14 protein-coding genes, 1 tRNA gene and 1 pseudogene are annotated in these 22082 nt (G+C 36.4%); 12 read left to right on the forward strand and 4 right to left on the reverse strand.

The genetic code is table 11. From position 1 onward, the window contains the following. Positions 1-107: 107 nt before the first annotated feature. Both FHR28_RS05500 and FHR28_RS05505 read left to right on the forward strand, forming a co-directional pair. On the forward strand, positions 108-464 hold the full coding sequence (locus tag FHR28_RS05500) for a DUF4124 domain-containing protein (RefSeq protein ID WP_166782095.1): 357 nt from the start codon (positions 108-110) through the stop codon (positions 462-464). Between the two features lie 300 nt (positions 465-764). Then, positions 765-995, forward strand: a complete 231-nt coding sequence (locus FHR28_RS05505; protein WP_004724907.1) for a hypothetical protein — start codon at positions 765-767, stop codon at positions 993-995. 80 nt (positions 996-1075) lie between these two features. On the opposite strand, the gene argG is transcribed toward FHR28_RS05505, so the two are convergent. Then, positions 1076-2419 (reverse strand): argininosuccinate synthase, encoded by a 1344-nt coding sequence (gene argG / locus FHR28_RS05510; protein WP_004724905.1) that lies wholly within the window; start codon positions 2417-2419, stop codon positions 1076-1078. Between the two features lie 434 nt (positions 2420-2853). Beyond that, on the reverse strand, positions 2854-3705 hold the full coding sequence (locus FHR28_RS05515) for a LysR family transcriptional regulator (RefSeq protein WP_166782096.1): 852 nt from the start codon (positions 3703-3705) through the stop codon (positions 2854-2856). A 152-nt stretch (positions 3706-3857) separates the two neighbouring features. On the opposite strand from FHR28_RS05515, the gene FHR28_RS05520 reads away from it, so the two are divergent. The 5 genes from FHR28_RS05520 to dld all read left to right on the forward strand — a co-directional run bounded on the left by FHR28_RS05520 (position 3858) and on the right by dld (position 10952). Beyond that, positions 3858-4775 (forward strand): DMT family transporter, encoded by a 918-nt coding sequence (locus FHR28_RS05520; protein WP_166782097.1) that lies wholly within the window; start codon positions 3858-3860, stop codon positions 4773-4775. A 566-nt stretch (positions 4776-5341) separates the two neighbouring features. Continuing rightward, positions 5342-7012, forward strand: coding sequence for an L-lactate permease (lldP, locus tag FHR28_RS05525; protein WP_171527301.1), 1671 nt, complete (start codon positions 5342-5344; stop codon positions 7010-7012). 30 nt (positions 7013-7042) lie between these two features. Beyond that, a complete protein-coding gene (gene lldR, locus FHR28_RS05530; RefSeq protein WP_166782099.1) occupies positions 7043-7786 on the forward strand; it encodes a transcriptional regulator LldR in 744 nt (247 codons plus the stop codon). A gap of 2 nt (positions 7787-7788) precedes the next feature. Beyond that, on the forward strand, positions 7789-8943 hold the full coding sequence (gene lldD / locus FHR28_RS05535; RefSeq protein WP_004823052.1) for an FMN-dependent L-lactate dehydrogenase LldD: 1155 nt from the start codon (positions 7789-7791) through the stop codon (positions 8941-8943). Between the two features lie 311 nt (positions 8944-9254). Beyond that, positions 9255-10952 carry a D-lactate dehydrogenase gene (gene dld / locus FHR28_RS05540; protein ID WP_151957255.1) on the forward strand — a complete coding sequence of 566 codons (1698 nt, stop codon included), beginning with the start codon at positions 9255-9257 and terminating at the stop codon, positions 10950-10952. 129 nt (positions 10953-11081) lie between these two features. Here dld and FHR28_RS05545 read toward each other — a convergent pair whose 3' ends face one another. Further along, entirely contained in the window at positions 11082-11906 is an 825-nt protein-coding gene (locus FHR28_RS05545) for a hypothetical protein (protein ID WP_166782100.1), read from the reverse strand. Positions 11907-12168: 262 nt separating this feature from the next. On the opposite strand from FHR28_RS05545, the gene FHR28_RS05550 reads away from it, so the two are divergent. Together FHR28_RS05550 and FHR28_RS05555 are read left to right on the forward strand one after the other, a co-directional pair. Beyond that, a complete protein-coding gene (locus FHR28_RS05550) occupies positions 12169-14202 on the forward strand; it encodes an NADPH-dependent 2,4-dienoyl-CoA reductase (RefSeq protein WP_166782101.1) in 2034 nt (677 codons plus the stop codon). Positions 14203-14300: 98 nt separating this feature from the next. Continuing rightward, positions 14301-14390: transfer RNA gene (locus tag FHR28_RS05555), tRNA-Ser, on the forward strand. A 306-nt stretch (positions 14391-14696) separates the two neighbouring features. Here FHR28_RS05555 and FHR28_RS21815 read toward each other — a convergent pair. Next, a complete protein-coding gene (locus tag FHR28_RS21815; protein ID WP_323848026.1) occupies positions 14697-14846 on the reverse strand; it encodes an ATP-binding protein in 150 nt (49 codons plus the stop codon). Here FHR28_RS21815 and FHR28_RS21820 point away from each other — a divergent pair. The 3 genes and pseudogenes from FHR28_RS21820 to FHR28_RS05570 form a co-directional block, all read left to right on the forward strand. Next, positions 14823-14915 (forward strand): annotated as a pseudogene (locus FHR28_RS21820) (transcriptional regulator); the annotation flags it as partial. The gene FHR28_RS21815 and the pseudogene FHR28_RS21820 overlap by 24 nt on opposite strands. Positions 14916-15015: 100 nt before the next feature. After that, positions 15016-21252, forward strand: coding sequence for a hypothetical protein (locus FHR28_RS05565; RefSeq protein WP_166782102.1), 6237 nt, complete (start codon positions 15016-15018; stop codon positions 21250-21252). Then, positions 21242-21889, forward strand: coding sequence for a hypothetical protein (locus tag FHR28_RS05570; protein WP_166782103.1), 648 nt, complete (start codon positions 21242-21244; stop codon positions 21887-21889). The genes FHR28_RS05565 and FHR28_RS05570 overlap by 11 nt, the downstream gene beginning before the upstream one ends. Positions 21890-22082: the final 193 nt, after the last annotated feature.

The raw sequence follows: 22082 nt of genomic DNA on the forward strand, positions 1-22082 counted from the left end.
ATACCTTAATTGTAGATGAAAACTCCTGTGAATAAGAAAACTCCTGTGTAAATAGCAATTTAAATCATTTGTTGATATTTTGTTGAGACTTAAATGGAGTGTTGGTTGTGAAAAAAGTATTGTTGGTTATCTTGGCTTTAGGGATTTCTCATCATGTATTTGCTAAAGACGTACACAAATGTGTGGTAAAAGGTTCGGTAACTTACCAATCTAGACCTTGTGCTGGAACTGCTACTGTAAATCCACAGCAACAACTTCAACAAAAATTAACCCAACGAACTGCAAACCAAACTTCGATACAGCAACAAAAAACTCAGTCTGAAATGCATCAGTATTCTCAACAGCAACACCTGCAACGCCATTCAGGAAATGGAACTTCCAATGAGATTTCAGATACAGTTGAGGGCAAAAAGAAAAGTTTGGCTATAGCGCAAGAAGCTTATAAACAAACAAAGAATCGTTAATTGTTTTTAAATTTGCTTAGCTCGTTTTTGTTTTATGGGCAACTAGTTTTTATTAAATTAGCTTTTATTAAAGCAGTTTGGGAAATGAATGCAATATAAGAATAATTTAATTGATGAAGAGTACTGGTGAAAGTGATTGATTAGGCTTCTGAATTACAAGGTAATATGCTTTTTAGTTAAATTTTTCGCTTTAAATAAATAGGGGATTGTAATCCTATGGCTGTAGGTGAGTAATGTATTGGATGGGAATATTCTGTTATATTAACAAGCCCAGTTAAATTTATTGAAAGCCTTGAATTTATGTCACAGACAAGTTCGAAAAAATTTTATATCTTTGCGACATTAGCATTATTATTTCCAGTATTTTTAGTTGGAATGGCTTTTCTTGCGGCTAAAAGTGATGCCGAAACCAAACGAGAATATGATCAAATTCGCCAAGAACATGCTGAAAAGATTGAGTTGCAAAAACAACAGCAAAAATTAGAGCAACAAAACTTATCGCAGCCTGAAACTAAGAATGCAGTGTCTTGATAAACGATCTTTAATGAAAAATCACAAAGACTAAAGCTAAAAAAACCGCCAAATTTGGCGGTTTTGTTTTTCATCAAAAATTATTTATTTTTGTCTTTCAACTGAGGGATCGCAGATCCTGTACCGACAGCCAATAAACCAGTATTGGTATAAATACCAAGTTTTGCGCGGGTGTCCGTGATATCAAGATTACGCATAGTCAATTGGCCGATACGGTCAGCAGGACTAAACATTGAATCACCTTTTTCCATGGTTAAACGCTCAGCTTCATAAGTGAGGTTCTCTGATTCAGTGTTCATAATCGTGTAGTCATTACCACGACGAAGTTCTAAAGTCACAGTACCAGAGATTGCTTTAGCAACCCAGCGTTGTGCTGTTTCACGTAGCATCAATGCTTGCGAATCGAACCAACGACCTTGGTACAATAAACGACCTAGACGTAAACCATTGATACGATATTGTTCAATAGTGTCTTCGTTATGAATACCCGTTACAAGACGTTCATAAGCAATATGAAGAAGCGCCATTCCCGGAGCTTCATAGATGCCACGAGATTTTGCTTCAATAATGCGGTTTTCGATTTGGTCAGACATACCTAGACCATGACGACCACCAATGCGATTGGCTTCAAGAATGAATTCAACAGGGTCTTCAATACGTTTGCCATTTAATGCAACAGGGAAGCCTTCTTCAAACGTTACAGAAACTTCTTCAGCTTCAACTTTTACGTCTTCTTTCCAGAACGCAACACCCATAATTGGCTCAACGATTTTGATGCCCGCATTGAGGTATTCAAGATCTTTTGCTTCGTGAGTTGCACCCAACATGTTTGAATCTGTTGAATAGGCCTTCTCTTTCGACATTTTGTAATCAAAACCATTGTCGATCAAGAATTGTGACATTTCAGCGCGACCGCCTAATTCATCAATAAATTGCTGATCTAACCAAGGTTTGTAAATTTTAAGTGCAGGGTTGGTTAATAAACCATAACGATAGAAACGTTCAATATCGTTCCCTTTATAGGTTGAACCATCACCCCAAATATTAACATCATCTTCTTTCATTGCTGTAACAAGCATTGTACCTGTTACTGCACGACCTAATGGTGTTGTGTTGAAATAAGGAACACCACCAGTGCTGATATGGAATGCACCACATTGAATTGCAGCAATACCTTCCAATGCAAGTTGTAAGCGGCAGTCAACCAATCGGGCTTTTACAGCACCGTAGTTTTCAGCTTTACGCGGAATTGCATCGTAGTCATCTTCATCAGGTTGACCTAAGTTTGCTGTATAAGCATAAGGTTCTGCGCCTTTTTGTTTCATCCACAATAAAGCTGCTGAAGTATCTAGACCACCAGAAAAAGCGATACCCACTTTTTTGCCTACTGGTACATTCTGCAAGATCGTTGCATTATCAGTCATTGCTCGTCCTAACTATTTCGAAAGAGGCACCACATACATGGGTGGCCAAAGAGAATTTTATAAACGCAGTATTGTAGCACTTTTTCAATCAATGTTTTATTGGATTTGAAGGTTAACATTGAAAAAATGACAATTTATAGAGCAAAATTAATTTACTTAAATGACTTATACACCTCAGGTAAAACTTATAAGAAAAGTCAAATTAAAGAGGTGTGAAATTTAATAAGAAGTTGAAAAGGGTAGTGAAATAGGGAGATTGATGTCTACCATTATTGGATGTTTATTTTTGATTGGATTTCCAATGGGTATTTGTATAGGGCTGCTGATTTGCTGAATGTGCGTAAGACCAAATGGCAAGCTGCGGATTGACCTATGTTAAAAGTAAGATAAATTGGATGTATAGGGTTAACCCAATTTATCTGATTCGTTTGGGATCATAGCTGATCATTTAAACCAATAAACTGCTTTTCAATCGGGGTAAATACATGTTCACTTCGGGCTATCAGATAGAATCCAATATCTCGATATTGTTCGGGTGTTTCTCGATAATATTGAATATTAAATTTTTTGATCAGTGACTTTGCAATCATTGAAATTCCCATACCCAACTGAGTGAAATTGACTAAGGCTTCATGATCATAAATATGGGTTAATTCACCCTTGGTTAAATGATAGTCTGTATAAATATGATCTAAAGTGGTTGCATAACAGCATTCTTCTGAGGCAAGTAAAATATTTTGATGATTGAGACAGTCTTCAAGGCTGTCATGGTTGATGACATTTTTTCCAATAATCACCAATTGATCATCTGCCTTTTGAATATACTGGATATTTTTCTGTTTTGGGTGACCTAAAACATAAGCGATATCTAGGTTTCCGCGTAAAATTTCATCTTCAATATAGCCTGTAGCACCTGTTTTCATGGTGATTGAAAGCTCAGGGTAGGTTTCATAAAGTTGGCTAAAAGACGGGTAGAAACGCATTCCGCCTAAACTGGTGTTGGTACCAAAGCGTAAATATTTTTCCTGCTGATAGATTTTAGTTTCTGTTTCTTCCCATGTGAAGATCATTTTTTTGTATTGCTGATATAAATTCATTCCTGATTCGGTCAGTTCAACACCTTTGGGTTTTCGGATGAATAATTGACGTTTATAGTGATTTTCAATCTTTTTTATTTTTGCTGTCATATTCGATTGTAAATAATTGAGTTTATTTGCTGCTGCTGTAATGCTTTTTAGTTCAGCAACAGTCACAAATGATTTGATATCACCCATATCGATATTCATTTCAATTCCTCAATAATGCATTGAATAAGTGCTGACATTAAAGTATCCACTTTAACATCAAAAAAAATGATGTGTACATTAAAACATAGCATTATTCATGATGTCATTTATTTTCTATAATTTACGAACTTTCCATCTGTTGAGTACAGCAAATGAATCTTCGTGTGATTGGTGCAATTGTATTATTGTGTCTCGTCTGGGGATCTTTGTGGGGATTGGTCAAACATAGTTTGCAAATATTTCCGCCATTCTTATTTATTTCTACGCGTTTAATCTTAGCTGCGCTTACCCTTATGTTGGTTCAAGTACTGTTAAGAAAATCCGTTTTACCCGCAAAAGGTGAATGGCGAAAACTGATGATCTCAAGTTTGATGATTTGTATTGGTTTTTATGCAACACAAACCTTTGCCATGCAATTTGTTGATTCGGGATTGTCTGCGGTTTTAGTGTTTACTATGCCTATTTTTATTGGTGTATTGGCGCATTATATTTTAAATGAGCGTTTAAATAGCCAAAAAATGATTGGGTTGGTTCTTGGCACATTGGGCTTGATTGCGATTCTTTGGCCACAATTACATCATATTCATTTGAATTTATCGTTAATTGGTCAAGCTTTCTTAATCTTGTCAGGCTTCTTCTGGGCTTTAACCACAGTTTATATCAAACAGAATTTTGCAACTTATGACAAAATCAAATTGACCTTTTGGCAATTGCTGATGGGTGGGGTGGTGATTCTGATCGGCGCTTTAATTTTTGAACCTGTAGATGTTAAAGTTTGGATGAATCCGTTCAATGATTCAATCCTGTTCTATATTGCTGTGATTGGAACTGGTTTTGCCTTTGCCTTGTGGAATTGGATTGTGAGTCAGGTAGATACCTTTGTTGCGTCTATTTCAATCATGTGTATTCCTATTCTAAGTTTATTTTTTGGTTATGTGCTTTGGCATGAGCCGATTACAATCAACATTATTATCGGTGCGGCATTTATTTGTTCAGGAATTATTTCAAGTTCTTTAAATCTTAAAATCAAGAAAAAACCTGCAACCTTATTGAGTTGTGAGCATCGTTAAATCAATGAGTGGACATTGTTGAATTAATTTATAGTTGATTAAATTTTTATGTAATTTTTCAATTAAAGTAAAAAGCAAAATCAGTGAAAGTTCATTGATTTTGCTTTTTTTCTGTTTTTTATATTTTTTGTTTAATACGATGCCTTTACGCTTATTTTAACTGATTTTTAAATTGGTCTGACTAATTTTGGTTTTGAAGTATTTCCAAACCCGATAATAAAATTAAATCAGTGTTACTAAAAAGTGCATTAAAAAATAGCATACGACTAAAGTTGTATAAAATTGGTTTAATTTAAAAAAATACAATATAAAACAAATGAGTTATTCGATTTGAAACCCTGAAAGCTGAAGGATTGGTCTGTGAATAGGTCGAAATATTTGCAATATTGGTCATACCAAAATAATTAATTGAGTGCCAACTATTGATCTTTAAATCAGCAAAAATTAATATTAAGTAGCAGTTAGTGCAAAATTTTTTAATTTAAAACTGAATTGGTCATACCAATTATTGAGAAATAAATGGATGATTCAATGACATTCCACGTTCTAGCAAGCATTTCAAGGAGATGACAATGCTTCAACATTGGCAACAGATTTATGATCCGATGGGCAATATCTGGGTATCCAGTGCCATTGCGCTGATACCAATTATCTTTTTCTTTTTAGCCCTTGCTGTATTCCGCATGAAAGGAAGTGTTGCGGGGACAATTACAGTTGTATTGGCTTTACTGGTTTCATTATTTGCTTATCAAATGCCAACGATGATGGCATTGGCATCATTGGTCTATGGTTTCTTTTATGGTTTATGGCCAATTGCATGGATCATTATTGGCGCAGTATTCCTATATAAAGTTTCAGTAAAAACAGGGCAGTTCGATATTATTCGTTCTTCGATTTTGTCGATTACGGAAGACCAACGTCTGCAAATGCTTTTTGTTGGTTTTGCTTTTGGTACTTTCTTGGAAGGTGCGGCTGGCTTTGGTGCACCTGTTGCGATTACCGCTGCGTTATTGGTGGGGCTTGGTTTTAAACCACTTTATGCGGCGGGTCTATGTTTGATTGTGAATACAGCACCTGTGGCATTTGGTGCAATGGGGATTCCAATTATTGTGGCTGGACAGGTTTCTGGTGTAGAAACAATGGAAATCAGTCAGATGGTTGGACGTCAGTTGCCATTTATGGTTCCAATTGTGCTGTTCTGGATCATGGCGATTATGGATGGTTGGCGTGGTGTAAAAGAAACTTGGCCTGCTGTGATTGTCGGTGGTGGTTCTTTTGCGCTAGCACAATATTTGACTTCAAACTTTGTGGGTCCAGAATTACCAGATATTACCGCTTCAATTGCGTCTTTGGTTTCATTAACGATTTTATTAAAATATTGGCAGCCAAAGCATATCTTCCGTTTTGCAAATGAAGATGACAGCATGAGCGAGAATCTTGCTGCACAAAAACAACAGAAATATAGCCTTGCTCAAATTGCCAAAGCGTGGTCTCCATTTGCGATTTTAACAGTGATGGTTACGATCTGGAGTGTAAAGCCATTTAAGGATTTATTTACCAAAGATGGTGCACTGCATGATTTAGTGATTTCTATCAAAGTGCCATATTTGCATCAAATGATTCAAAAGATGCCACCTGTTGTTGCTGAAGTAAAAGACTATGATGCAATTTATAAATTTGATTGGTTCTCAGCGACGGGTACCGCAATTATTATTGCTGCAATCATTACTATTATTTTCTTAAAAATGAAGCCAAAAGAAGCAGTGGTTACTTTTGCTGAAACCATTAATGAATTAAAAATTCCAATTTATTCGATTGGTATGGTGTTGGCATTTGCTTTTATTGCTAACTATTCAGGAATGTCTGCAACCTTGGCTTTGGCATTGGCACATACGGGGCAAGCATTTACATTCTTCTCTCCATTCTTAGGATGGTTAGGTGTATTCCTTACAGGTTCGGATACTTCTGCAAATGCTTTATTCGGGGCATTACAAGCCACGACTGCGCAACAAATTGGTGTCCCAGAAGTATTACTGGTTGCTGCAAATACCAGTGGTGGTGTCACTGGGAAAATGATTTCTCCTCAGTCGATTGCAATTGCATGTGCGGCGGTGGGGCTGGTAGGTAAAGAGTCTGATCTGTTCCGTTTTACGGTTAAACACAGTATAACGTTTACTATAATGATCGGTATTATTATTACACTACAAGCTTATGTGTTCCCATGGATGATTCCATGAGCATAAAACGTCACTGAATGAGGAAAGCAGATGAAAGTCTCTGACAAAGTGGTACAAAGCCTTCGTATGTTAATTGAAGAAAAAAACATGCAAGTCGGAGAACGTTTACCTGCTGAACGAAAGTTGTGTGAACAACTGGGCGTATCCCGTTCCTCTTTAAGAGAAGCGATTTCTCAACTGACCAGTACTGGAATGCTGGTCAGCAAAGGCGGGGCGGGGACCTATTTACAACAAATCCCCGTGAACTGGTCGCAAAACCAGATTGTTGAATCTTTAAGTAATTTGATTGATGAAGACCCCGCATATCGTTTTGATGTGCAAGAGGCGCGAACAATCCTTGAAGGTGGTTCAGCTTGGTATGCGGCACAACGTGCAACCCCTAAAGATCTGGCTCAGATTCGCGAATATTATGATCAGATTTCATATTTTCAGTCGATTGGTGATGATGAGCAAGCTTCACTTGCCGATGCTAAATTTCATTTGGCGATTGCTGAAGCATCGCACAATTTAGTGTTGATACAGATGATGCGGGGCGTTTTTGATCTGTTGCAGTTTAACGTGCTCTTGGGTAGACGCAAAGTGTACTCAGAAACACATCGATTTGATCAATTGCATGACCAGCATTTTAAAGTGATGGATGCAATTGAACGTCATGATCCAGATGCTGCAAGAGATGCGGTCTGTGGACATATAGAATTTGTAGTACAGCAAGTGCGCATGATTGATGAGGAAGAAGCCCGTCGTCAGCGTGCGAGCCGATTAAACAGGATATGAGCATGATTATTTCTTCTGCTAATGACTATCGTGAAGCCGCGCGACGTCGTTTACCACCATTTCTTTTTCATTATATTGATGGTGGTGCGTATGCGGAATATACACTAAAACGAAATGTAGAAGATTTATCAAAAATCGCTTTAAGGCAACGTGTTTTAAATGACATGTCTCAGTTAAGCCTAGAAACAAAATTGTTTGATGAAACTTTATCTATGCCAGTTGCATTGTCTCCTGTTGGATTAACAGGTATGTATGCACGTCGTGGTGAGGTTCAAGCTGCTGTGGCGGCAGATAAAAAGGGCATTCCTTTTACCTTGTCTACCGTGTCTGTTTGTCCGATTGAAGAAGTTGCACCAGCAATTAATCGCCCAATGTGGTTTCAGTTATATGTGCTGCGTGATCGTGGCTTTATGAAAAATGCTTTAGAGCGAGCCAAAGCTGCAGGCTGCTCAACTTTGGTGTTTACTGTTGATATGCCTGTACCTGGTGCGCGCTATCGTGATGCACATTCTGGTATGAGTGGTCCAAATGCAGCGATGCGTCGTTACATGCAGTCGTGTTTCCATCCGCATTGGGCTTGGAATGTCGGTTTGCTGGGTCGTCCACATGATTTAGGTAATATTTCCAAATACTTAGGAAAGCCGACTGGACTTGAAGATTATATCGGTTGGTTGGGCAATAACTTTGACCCGTCTATTTCATGGAAAGACCTTGAGTGGATTCGTGAATTTTGGGATGGCCCGATGGTGATTAAGGGGATCCTTGATCCTGAAGATGCCAAAGATGCAGTACGTTTCGGTGCCGATGGTATTGTTGTATCAAACCATGGTGGTCGTCAGTTAGATGGTGTCTTATCATCTGCGCGTGCGCTTCCGCCAATTGCAGATGCCGTCAAAGGGGATATTAAAATCCTTGCTGACTCTGGTATTCGTAATGGTTTGGACGTGGTTCGTATGCTGGCATTGGGTGCAGATACCTGCATGCTCGGACGTGCTTTTGTCTATGCATTAGGGGCAGCGGGTGGTGCAGGCGTTTCAAATCTGCTTGAATTAATTGATAAAGAAATGCGTGTCGCAATGACTTTGACGGGCGCCAAAACAATTGCAGACATTAACGCCGATTGTTTAGTCAAGTTAGACAAAGCATTAGATGCGTGATGTATTTTTGATACGTCATCAAGCTAAATGACAGTGTTCAATTTGATAGACGCAAATGTCATCCATGCAAATTTCATCTGAAGTGTTTTGAGGCAGAACGACCTTATAACATGATGTATTTGCAAAGTATCAAATGAAAAGATGTGATTTAACAAGTTTTGCGGATAAGCATGGTTCAAGCTACTTTTCAGCAAAAAAAGTAGCTTGAACTGATCGTTGATCCCTCAATACAAATAATATTGAAAAACGCTGTCGGAATGAATGCCTTATTGAATGAGATTGAATAAGGGTTCATCAATAGGATAGGGAAAATGCAATCTAATATTGATTCACAACACACCATTCAGCAATTGATCAACATCGTCGGTCAGCAACACGTTTTAACCCATGATCATGCTACCCGCTTGTATCGTCAGGGTCGTCGTTATGGCTCAGGGCAAGTGCTGGCTGTTGTGGTTCCCGGAACTTTGTTTGAACAATGGAAAGTGTTACAAGCTGCTGTAAATGCGGACTGTATTGTGATTATGCAAGCTGCAAATACTGGTCTCACGGGCGGTTCAACACCTTTTGGTGATGATTATGACCGACCCGTTATTTTAATGAGTACACGTCGTTTGGCGGGTATTCAAGTGATTAACCAAGGTCAGCAAGTGATTTGCTTACCTGGTGCAACCTTGGATCGTCTTGAAAAAGAGTTGGCACAATATAATCGTGAGCCGCATTCAGTGATTGGTTCATCTTGTATTGGTGCATCGGTTTTAGGCGGAATATGTAATAACTCAGGCGGAGCATTGGTTCGCCGCGGTCCTGCATATACTGAACTGGCACTTTATGCGTGCGTCAATGCGTCAGGTGAATTAGAGTTGGTCAATCACTTGGGTGTGAATTTGGGTGAAACACCTGAAGAAATTTTGACAAAACTCGAAAATAAAAACTATCAACTCAATGATGTTATTAATAATGCGAGTTGTTGTGCTTCTGACCATCGTTATGCGCATGATGTTAAACAGGTCGATGAAAATACACCTGCACGATTCAATGCTGATCCATCACGTTTATTTGAAGCTTCAGGTTCTGCAGGTAAAGTCTGTGTCTTTGCAGTACGTTTAGACACCTTTGAAAAAATTCCAAGTCAGGTATTTTATGTGGGAACCAACTCACATGATGATTTGACGGAAATCCGTCGTTTCTTACTCAAAGATTTGCCAAGATTACCGATTGCGGGTGAATACATTCATCGTGTTGCCTATGATATTGGTGCTGAATATGGCAAAGATACCTTTATGTTTATCGAAAAATTTGGTACGGCAAAAGTGCCTGCTGCATTTGCACTAAAAGATAAAGTGGATGGATATCTCGAAAAAATTGGCTTACGTAGTTTGTCTGATAAAGTGTTGCAGATGGTGACTAAACTGTTGCCCAATCATTTGCCAAAACGGATGAATGAGTTTCGTGATTTATATGAACATCATTTGATGATTCGTATCGAAAATCAGGATGTTGAGCAAGTTGAACTTTTTTTAAAAGATTATTTTCAACATAAAACATCAGGAGATTTTTTCCGTTGTACGGATGAAGAAGGGCGTAAGGCTTTTTTACATCGTTTCGCAGTGGCGGGTGCAGCAATTCGTTATCGTGATACGCATCGTTCGGAAGTTGAAGATATTGTTGCGCTGGATATTGCTTTACGCCGTAACGACCGTGAATGGGTAGAAACTTTACCTCAAGAGATGGATGATTTAATTACCCATAAATTGTATTACGGACATTTTCTCTGTCATGTGTTTCATCAAGATTATATCGTCAAAAAAGGGGTAGATCCTTTGGCAATGGAACATCAAATGTGGCATTTGCTGGATAACCGTGGTGCAGAATATCCTGCGGAACACAATGTAGGGCATTTGTATATTGCAAAGCCTACTTTAAAAAATCATTATCAAAAGCTTGATCCAACCAATAGCTTTAATGTCGGCATTGGGCAGACCAGTAAATTAAAATACTGGAAGTGATGATATTGAATCGTGTTAATTTGATTTGTTTATTGTGATTTATCAGATAAACAGTCTGTTAAAAAAGTGCTAGATGACGAACTGATTTATTTAATGAAAATAGCCATGCAAAAAAGCATGGCTATTTTTTTATTTCTGTTCGCCTAATTTGGAGGAAATAAATCCAAGTACAAAAGCACTGATGAAGAATGTAACAACAGCATAAAGTGCGGATTGTGTTGTAAACCAAATTACAATGGTTAAGATCACAACGATGGCTGTACAAATCCAAATCGCCAACCCAGAAGTTGCTAAAGGTTGTTGAGATGGAGCAAGGTCAATTTGATCAGGTGTGGACAGGTCTTCTTTGGTATTTAAATCGTGAATAGGGTCATGTAGATTCACACCATAAAAGAAATAGGGATGATCATCAAAACGAGCAAGCTCGATACGTTGCATTTCAATAAAAGAAATTTGTTGTGAATGATCTTGTGCCGAATTTTCAATGTGTTGTAATAATTGGGTTAAGAAATGGGCATCATTTAAATCCAAGGGCAAACCACTGGTGCGCAATAATACATACTCAGGATAATGCTGTTCGATTAAAGATTTAAAATCTTCAAAATGGTAGCTATTCTCTGCACCAAAAGTTTCTATAAATAAGGGTTTTCGATCTGCTAAATTGAGAAGTGCTTGTTGTTGATCAATGACTAAATAAGCATATTGACTCTCACCAAAATCCTCTTGGCGTTCTTCTAGATCAATTTGATTGCGTTCATCGTTGATATCAAGATCATCTATATATCTTGTCCAGAAAATATTTTCTTGCTTAAACAGCATAAACCATAAAATTGGAATGAATGCATTTGCTTCGAGTTCAAAAGTTGCGCTTTGAAAAAACTCAGCCCATTGATTTTGACTACCTTGTGGCATATGGCTAAAGGTAGAACTGGTTAAAAATACAGGGTGGCTCATAACGTGATGCCTTTTCTTATTTACTTTTATTCAGCAGTTATATTGCAAAATAACGAAAATTGACACAGCAGATTGTTATAAAACTGTATAACACTTTTCTTTTATTTGAGTCATATCAAGATGTGTTGCTTCTTGTTGTGGGTAAAGCAGATAGAATTGACACTATATACGATGAAAATATCAAAAATTGCCATCAAAAAAATATTAAAACTCGATAAAGTAGTATGCAACAAGTTGCAAAGCCAAACTTAAAGGATTCATCATGACAAATAGCTATGCAAATATCTTAAAACCACTCCATCTGGGATTTACGACCATTAAAAATCGTGTCGTGATGGGTTCAATGCACACGGGTTTAGAAGATCGTTTTTATAACTACCCAAAACTTGCTGCATATTTTGGAGAACGTGCCAAAGGTGGTGTTGGGCTAATTATTACAGGGGGGATTTCCCCAAACCGCCAAGGTTGGTTGTTGCCAGCCGGTGGTACGATGAATACTTTAGGTGATATTGCACCACACCGTTTAGTCACACATGCTGTACATAAGCATGGTGCAAAAATTCTGATGCAAATTCTGCATGCAGGGCGTTATGGTTATCAACCGTTTGTTGTATCTTCAAGCCCAATCAAATCACCGATTTCGATGTTTAAACCACGTCAGATGAGTGACAAACTGATTCTTGAAACCATTCAAGATTATGCTGAAACAGCTAGTCTGGCAAAAAAAGCCGGCTATGATGGCGTAGAGATTATGGGTTCAGAAGGCTATTTACTGAATCAATTTTTAAGTCGCCATGTGAACCAACGTGAAGACCGTTGGGGCGGGCCAATTGAAAACCGTATGCGTTTGGCAGTCGAAATTGTAAAAGCAATTCGTGCCAAAGTTGGTGAAAAATTTATTATTTGCTTCCGTTTGTCGATGCTCGATTTGGTCCATGACGGTAATACCATGGATGAAGTGATCACTGTTGCACAGGCATTAGAAAAAGCAGGTATTACTTTACTCAATACCGGGATTGGTTGGCATGAAGCACGTGTACCCACGATTGTAACCTCTGTCCCGCGTGCTGCATTTGTAGATTACACCGCAGAAGTGAAAAAGCATGTCGCTGTACCTGTCATTGCTTCCAACCGAATTAATATGCCTGATACTGCTGAGGAAATTTTAGCAGCAGGTAAAGCTGATATGGTGCAAATGGCGCGTCCATTATTGGCAGATGCTTTTTGGGTAAGTAAAACCGCAACCAACCGTGTTGATGAAATCAATACATGTATTGCATGTAACCAAGCCTGTTTAGATCATAGTTTTCAAAATAAGCGTGCAAGTTGCTTGGTGAACCCACGAGCAGCGCATGAAACTGAACTGGTTTATCTTAAAACAAAAAAACCAAAGAAAATTGCGGTTGTTGGCGGTGGTGTTGCGGGAATGTCTGCAGCTACTATTGCGGCAAGTCGTGGACATCAAGTGACTTTGTTTGAAGCTTCTACTGAGGTCGGTGGACAGTTTAATCTCGCTAAAGTTGTGCCAGGTAAAGAAGAATTCCATGAAACCATACGTTATTTTAAGGTTCAGATTGAAAAAACTGGTGTAGATTTACGTCTAAATACCAAAGTAAATCGTGAGCAATTAGAACGTGAAGGTTTTGATGATGTGGTGATCGCAACAGGCGTGATTCCACGGGGTCTAAATATTGAAGGTAGTGATGCACCACAAGTGTTGTCTTATGCTCAAGTATTACGTGGCGCACCTGTTGGCAACAGAGTTGCTGTGGTCGGTGCAGGTGGTATTGGTTTTGATGTATCGGAATATTTGTTAAAACCTGAACATCAGCCGCAACCACAACCTTTGGCGGATTGGCAACGAGAGTGGGGTGTAGACCCAAATCCAAACTATATGACTGAAGGTGGTTTTGTTCCTGCTGAAGTAGAGCAACCGATTCGTCAAATATATTTGATGCAACGTAAAACCACACCTCTTGGTATTGGTTTAGGTAAAACCTCGGGTTGGGTACACCGTGCACAATTGAAAAAACATGCGGTAAGAATGATGCGTGGCGTGCAATACAAGTCTGTCACCAATGAAGGATTATGGATTGAAAGCAATGGTCATGATCAATTGTTACGAGTAGACACGATTGTGGTGTGTGCAGGTCAGGAATCCGTTAAGGACTTAATGCCTCAAGAGGGTGAGTCAACTTTAGCAAATTACCATATTATCGGTGGTGCAAAATTGGCTGGTGAGCTTGATGCAAAGCGTGCGATTCGTGAAGGTGCTGAAATAGCAGCTAAACTTTAATCAAAATCATCTATTTTGATGAAACAATATGCATTTGAATGGTTTAAGTCTATTTTTTTCTTGTCAGAATTGGAAAAGCTTAGTATTCTTGCGCACATGGAAGCGTGGCAGAGCGGTTTAATGCACCGGTCTTGAAAACCGACGAGGGTGTGAGTCCTCCGTGAGTTCGAATCTCACCGCTTCCGCCAAATTTTTAATTAAGCCCTTGTATTTACAAGGGCTTTTTTCTTGCTTGTGCGTTTGTCCCACATTGTAACCCACATAAAATTTTGGATTGGAATAATCAAAATAAGAATAATTCAGATGGCTTTGGATAATAGGTAAATAGAGTTTAAGTTGAACTCTTACAAATTAAACTCTATTTACAAGATATTTGTCTGATTTTTATTAGTTCCGAAATCAATAGTTACTTGGACACCTATTCTCATTTAATTTGGACACTTTGATCCACTTATAAGTAAACCAAAGTTCTGTTTAACTTGGACAGCACGTCATCACGAATCTAAGACTTTTTTGCTACTTCTTTTCCGTATAGACTGACCTTTTAAATTAAATACATTAGCACGATGAGCTATTCGATCTAATGAAGCTTCACCAATAGACTGATCCTCAAAATGGTTTATCTTGGACGAATTGAAGTAAATATCACAGTCGAAAAACTATATGAAATTGCTAATACATTAGAAGTTGATATAAAAGATTTACTACCTTAGTAAGATGAAATTTAATTTTTTATCATATAAAATTAAAGAATTAGATAGAATTACAAGCAAAATTTTTTGAAAATTATTATCTTATAAAACAGGTAAAGTAATGGCAAATGCAGATTTAGTTAGAGCAAGTAGAGATGGTGATCAGTTTCATTATTTATGGGCTGCAAGAAAAGCCCTATTACTTTTAAATCCTTTATCTGGTTTACATGCTCTCACTATTGAAGGTCCTAGTAAGTCTGAATTTACTAAGGTGATTGAGGAAGGTGAAGAAATTGTTGATGTGGGTGAATATTTTGGATCGAAAAGTTTTATAGATGCCTCTAAAATTATTTACTCTCAACTTAAGCATACAACAGTACAAGAAAATGAAAATTTTCCCCCGAGTAGTTTGAAAAATACTATTGAAGGATTTTCAAAAAGATTTCGTAAGTTACTAGCTATTACATCTAAAGACTTAGTCCTTCAAAAAGTTGAATTCCACTTTGTTTCCAATAGAGCAATTAGTACCGACTTCTATGAATCAATCAGACAATTACAAGAAACTGGGCAAGTTACTAAAACTGAAAATCTTCAAAAATTAAAAGACTATACAGATTTAGATGGTCAGGCTTTAGAAGAATTTATTAAGCTTGTAAAATTCCCATCACAAGAGCCTAACTATATAGCCCAACGTGAGATTCTTGCTCAAGACGTTGCTTACTATCTACCAGGAGATGATGTTAATGCTCCAAATGAGTTAAAAGAATTAATAACTCGTAAGGCACTTAGTGAAAATAAAGAAACACCAGAAATTACACAACACGATGTACTCCGTGCACTTCGAACCAATTCAGATGATCTGTTTCCTGTAAAAAATTTGATCAAACAATTAGAAAAAATTGTAGATAGACCTATAGTAAGAACGCTAATAGATACAATTACTAGATCACGGAGTCAAAAGTTTATTATTCAAGCAGAAGGTGGCGTAGGTAAATCAATATTGACTACTCAAATACACAACTATATCCCTTCTGGATCTTTATCAATTATCTATGATTGTTTTGGGAATGGGGATTACAGACAATCCTCATCAGCGAGACATACTCATAAAATCGCGCTAGTTCAAATTGCAAACGAATTAGCTGGATTAGGCTTATGTCATCCATTAATACCAACAACGAATGCAGGTCCTAGCGAGTATATAAAGGCATTTTTGTTTAGATTAAGGCAGGTTTCTGAAAGATTCTCTAATGAGAAAAAGCAGCTATTCATAGTTATTGATGCTGCTGATAACTCACAAATGGCAGCAGATGAATTTAATTATGGTCGTTCTTTCATAACTGATCTTTTACAAGAAAATTTACCTGATAATATTAAAATAATTGCTTTAGCGAGACCTTATAGGGTTGAACTTCTAATGCCTAAACAAGATATTGAAATTCTTGATTTAGAAGGTTTTAGTGAAAATGAAACAAAACAACATCTATTAAACTACTATCCTGATGTTTCGACACAAGATGTGATTGAATTTCATCGGCTTACTAGTGGGAATCCTCGAGTTCAAAGTATTGCTTTAGAACAAAATTTAACTTTGCATGAGATTCTTTCATTTTTCGGTGGAACCCCAAAAAGCGTAGAAGATACAATTAAAGATTTGTTAGACAAGGCAATTTCTACTTTCAAAGAACAAAACTACTCCGAATCAGAAGAACTTGATTTACTGTTCACTTCAATTGCTATTTTACGTCCATTAATTCCACTGCAAATTTTATCTGATTTAACGAATATCAGGGCTGATCAAATAAGAAGTATTATCTCTGATATAGGTGGTCATCCAATTCGTCTTAGCGACAATAATATTCAATTCGTTGACGAGCCAACTGAATCTTGGTTCCGTGAAATTTACAAGCCAAAAGATATTAGTATACTGAATGAGTTTATTCAGAAGCTTAAACCTCTCTCTGTAAGTTCTGTGTATGCTGCTTCTGTACTACCTCAAATCTTGATGGATGCAAGTAAGTTTGAGGAATTAGTTGAACTATCTTTGAATTCTGAAATGTTACCAACGAATTCCACCTTAGAAAAAAGAAAGGTCGAATTGCAACGCCTACAATTTGCAATTAAAGCTGGCCTAAAACTTGGTAAATATACTGACGTTGCTAAGTTGTCATTAAAAGCTGGTGGAGAGGTTGCCGCAGAGACTAGGCAACATCAATTACTCGAAGAAAATATAGACCTAGTCGGTACAACTTTTAGTGATAATCAAATTTTAGAATTAATCTCTGAAAAAGTATTTAAAGATGCTTCTTGGCAGGGATCTAAATATATTACTGAGGCTAAACTCCTTTCATACCGTAAGGAGTTTCACGGTGATTCTCGTAGTAAGCTACGTATTGCTAATGAATGGTTGCGAAATTGGCTTAGACTTCCTAAAGATAGAAAGCGTCATGAAAATATCGAATTCAAAGAACTAAGCGATATTTTTATAACCCTTTTAAATGTAGAAGGGGTTGATTATGCGATTAATTGGCTACGTAGATGGCGTCCAAAAAGTGTAAGTTATGCTGTAGCCAAGTTGGTGACAAAAGAAATAATTAGACATAGAAAAATTGATCTTATTCAGACGATATTAGATAAATCAGGTAATAACATATTTTTAACGTTAGGTGTCGTAGAGATACTTAAATTAAATCATTGTATTATCTATTCTGAGAATTTTTCACGAGTTTTAAAATTACTGAGTTATGAAAAAGTAAAACTTGATATTGGTCTAACTCCCATTCTTTATTTTTTAGAAGTAGCTTTTAAGCAAGAACTTTGTGTTTCTACAGAAGCACATCAGATTTTATCGAAATATCTCCCTACCCAAATACCGTATGAAATTACAGATCGATATGGGCACTCAGATAGAGTAAGTTACATGACAGCCTATGCTTTACATAAAGCATGGGAAAGCAAATCATTAGAATTAGTTGATTTAGTAAATGAAAGATTAAAAGATGAATTTTTAAAGGATACGTCTTATAGCTCATCAGAGGAAATTACTACTTTAAAACGAGATGTTGCAGCAGTTTTACCGTGGTATAAATTATATGCTCAGTCAATCATAGAGCCAATCTTGCCTGAGGAGCTTGATCCCCTGATTGAACAAGCTAAGTTGGACTCAACAAAGGCTCAAGGATATTCTTACAGAGAATATGGTAATCATCTAGAAAATGAAATTGCAAAAATTTGGTTTGATATTTTAATTTTAAATAATCATCTCAGCCAAGAAACTTACCCAGAGATAGAAAGTCATTTCAAGGAAAAAATTTATCTTAATACACGTAATCATTTCACGCTTATTTTGGCTTTGCTGAAACAATGTGAATTAGAAGATTATTGTTATGAAAATATATACAAAAACTTAAAAGCTCTTGAGAATAGTGATGATCATGCAGAAACATTGGTGAGTGACTATATGTCTATTGCTCAATCAATTTTCCCTTTAGATCAAGCAGAAGCTACTACAATATTAAATAAAGCCATTGAAGTAAGTAGTAAACTAGGCGAAGAAAATCTACAACGATGGAATGCATTACTTTGCTATGGCGTAAGAGCTGGACAGGAGCAAAATAATAGAAAACCACAGCTAAGCTATCGTTTTAGTCAATGTGCTGAATTGACATATAAATATGTACATAGAGATAAACATTTTCCATGGGATCATACAGTTGATGCAATTTATGATTTAGATCCTAATTCCGCATTTGCTATTGCTAGTCGTTGGCGCGATCGTAGATTTGGAGATGAAGATAGAATATTGGGCAATTTGGTGGATAAGTTACTCAAAGAACAACTTTTATCACCATTGATACCATTGGCTTTCAAAGCGATGGGAGCTACATATGGCTTAGATAATCTATTAAGCTCTATTAAATCATTAGCTTTAAGTGATGAACTAAAAAGAAAGGTTTTACAAAGCTTCTATCTTTATATTGTTGTACCTAATCCATCCGAAAAACATATTAGTCGCCTTAGAGATTTGGTCGAGGCATTTCATATAACAGATCAAACTTTAGACTTTTTCATATCTCTCAGTAATTCTGAGGTTTATGTTCAAGTAGAAGAACCTTGCTCTTCAACCTGCGACCAAGAAAAGTTTGATTGGGATGTGTTTTTTGAAAATTATATTGATTCAAATCGAAGTGTAGCTTTTGATTCAGCTTTTAATGATTTTCAGAAATTGGAAAATAAGCATTGGATTAAAAGAGCCTTTTATGTACAGCTTTTTCAAAAAATAAAACCGTCACAAGCAATATCATTGATCAATTGGTGGTTCGATAATCCTAGAAATGGAATGTATGACTTAGATGATCTTTTAAAAGCTATACCATCTCGCTTTAAAAGGAGAATGTCATTTTTAGCAGTTATAGATTCGAGAATAAAACAATTTTTGAAAACACATCATGCTGATTTTTATATAGATACTTATGGAAGTAATCTGAAACTACATATTTTAAGTGAGTTAACAGGGAAATCTCAGACTGATTATATTCAATCTCTCTTAGACGGTATGAGTGAAAGCTCTATTACTTTAGAAAGTGAAAGCTTATTTAGGATAGCTCATTTACTTACACCTATGATTGCACCTAATCAATCCTGTGAGGTTTTAGAGTATGGTATAGGCTTACTGGAAAGTGATTTGGGATCAGATATCGCAGATGGGCAATGGCGTGAGGAATTGGCACCACCAGAGGATATAATAGAATCTATATCAGGTTATATTTGGTTAGGCCTAGCATCTCCTTTCAATACTGTTAAATGGCAAGCGGCGCATACCGTTAAGTTACTTTGTGATTTTGAGCAAAGAGAATTATTATCTTATTTAATTAATTTTATTAGTGATAAAAATTACCGAAGTTTTTATGATCACAAATTTGAATTTTATCAATACTCTGCTACACAATGGTTACTTAATGCTTTATTAAAAGTGTCATATAGCCCTCATAACTTTTTGGCTGAATATGTTGAAATATTTAAGCAGCTAGTAGATCCAAATCGACCACATTTGATGATTAGACTTCTTGCTTCAAAAATTCTTCTAAATTTATTTAATTCAGAGCTTATAACGCTAAATGAAGAAGAAATTAGAATCTATCGTGGAGTTGGTAAATCTAATTTTGATACAGTACAACAAGAAGCTGTAGATCTTTCAAGTTATTTAGATATGAATCAAGATGAAATTGATTCATTTGGTATTGATTTTGGTCCTTACTGGCTTGATCCATTGGGTGCAATGTTTGGGTTGCACCCTACGCATATATATTTTGAAATGACTCAAACATTAAAGAATGAAATTGGATTTAAAGAGAAACTTCTTGGGCTCAATGATATGCGTCATAAAATGGAAAATTATGATTGGAAGCAAACAAGCCATGATCATGGGGCTAGTCCAAAAGTTGAAGATTTAGCTTTTTATCTGTCTTATCATGCAATGATGATCACGGCAGATAAATTACTCCAAACAAGACCATTACTTGAAAGTGAATATTCATCGAGGGAGTTTGATGATTGGATTAAACGATATGATTTATCTTCGCTAGAACCTTATTGGTTAAGTGATTTTAGGGATCCATGTCCTCGAATAACGACAGAATGGCCTAAAGATGATAGAGAAAATCGTGTAAATTGGTCTTACAGTTGTTCTCCAGTTGATTACAATGATGCTATTTATCACAGTGATTTAGAGCTTTGTTTATGGGGGGGCTGGTCGGAAGTACACAATGATAATCAAGCAAAAGACATTCGTATACGTTCAAGTTTAGTAAACCCAAAAACATCCTATGCTCTTTGGAGAAGCTTGCAAAGTATTGAGTCAAGCCACCCTTATCATTTACCTAATGCTAATAATGAACAGTGTGAAATTGATGAAGATGATTTCAAATTAAAAGGATGGATTACTGAGACAGAAATTGATCTATCAAATTTTGATGATGATTTATGGGCAGCTTCATTGAGATATGAAATTACTCAACCATCAAGCGAGATTATTTCTTTAATGGATTTATCTTCTGATTCATTAGGAAAAAATTGGTTTTATGAAAATGAAAAAGTTATAAATCTTACTATTTGGAGTGAGTATAAAAATGAAAACTATGAATATTCAAATGGGAATAAGCTAAAAGTAAATAAAAAGTTTATTCTTGAACTTCTTGAGAAAATTGATATGGATATGATTATTTCTATAGGCATTGATCGTAGATATAAATATGGTAGTTACCAATCAAAAGAAGATTCAACAGGACTTGACAAGCATTTACTACGTAGTAAACGAATTTGTTTAATGAAAAAGAACGGTGATATGTATGTCTACTGAAAGTCTTATTGAACTAGGGAAAAGACTAGTACAGGAATTCAAGCTAGAGAATAAAACTGATACATTATCTCAATGGGTGCTTCACTATCTAGCAGAATTATTTGAACGGTATGATCTATCCACTTCTCCTGAAGAAAAGCGTATAGCATCTGTCGATATCAGAGATACTATTTTTAAGCTGTGGGAATTTCGCTATCAGCAGTCCCGTTCCCATAGTAGTTTCAAAAATACAGAATTTTTAATTTCAACATTACAGAAATTAAATTTAGATAATGATGATACTTTCTACTCAGGTTTAAGAGATTTCAGAAATGTAGAAAGTACTATAGATCAGAGTAGCCCTGCATATTGGTACAGTTATACACTCAAGCTAGATAAGGCATCACGTTTCTTGATAAGAAATTGCATCCTCAAAGGATATGCTATAACAGAAGCTGATAACCAAGAAATTGCTGATCTCATCAAAGAGTTTGAGGAGTTAGATTCTTATGAAAATTTATTGGGTAGATTTTATAGCGACCAGTCCGATGAAGATAAAGAAGTTAGAAATATTAAAAAAAATATTTCTAACATAGAGGAGTTGATGGATGCTCTAGCAGAGTTAAAGACTAATTATGAGGAAAAGTTAATGCCATAATTGAAAAGTGTCCAAGTAAATAGGAATATGCATTAGTCACGATGACCTTATTTATACCTTATCTTGAACTCTCATTGACTCATTTTCAGGTGCTTGCTCACTTTTCTTATTGGTGTTGAGTTTATGCTTAGTTACAGAAATATTTTTAGGTATTTGAATTGGTCTCAAAGTCACAACTTTTTTACGCTTGTTC

The sequence above is a fragment of the Acinetobacter sp. BIGb0196 genome, assembly GCF_011759595.1.
Lineage (GTDB): Bacteria > Pseudomonadota > Gammaproteobacteria > Pseudomonadales > Moraxellaceae > Acinetobacter > Acinetobacter guillouiae.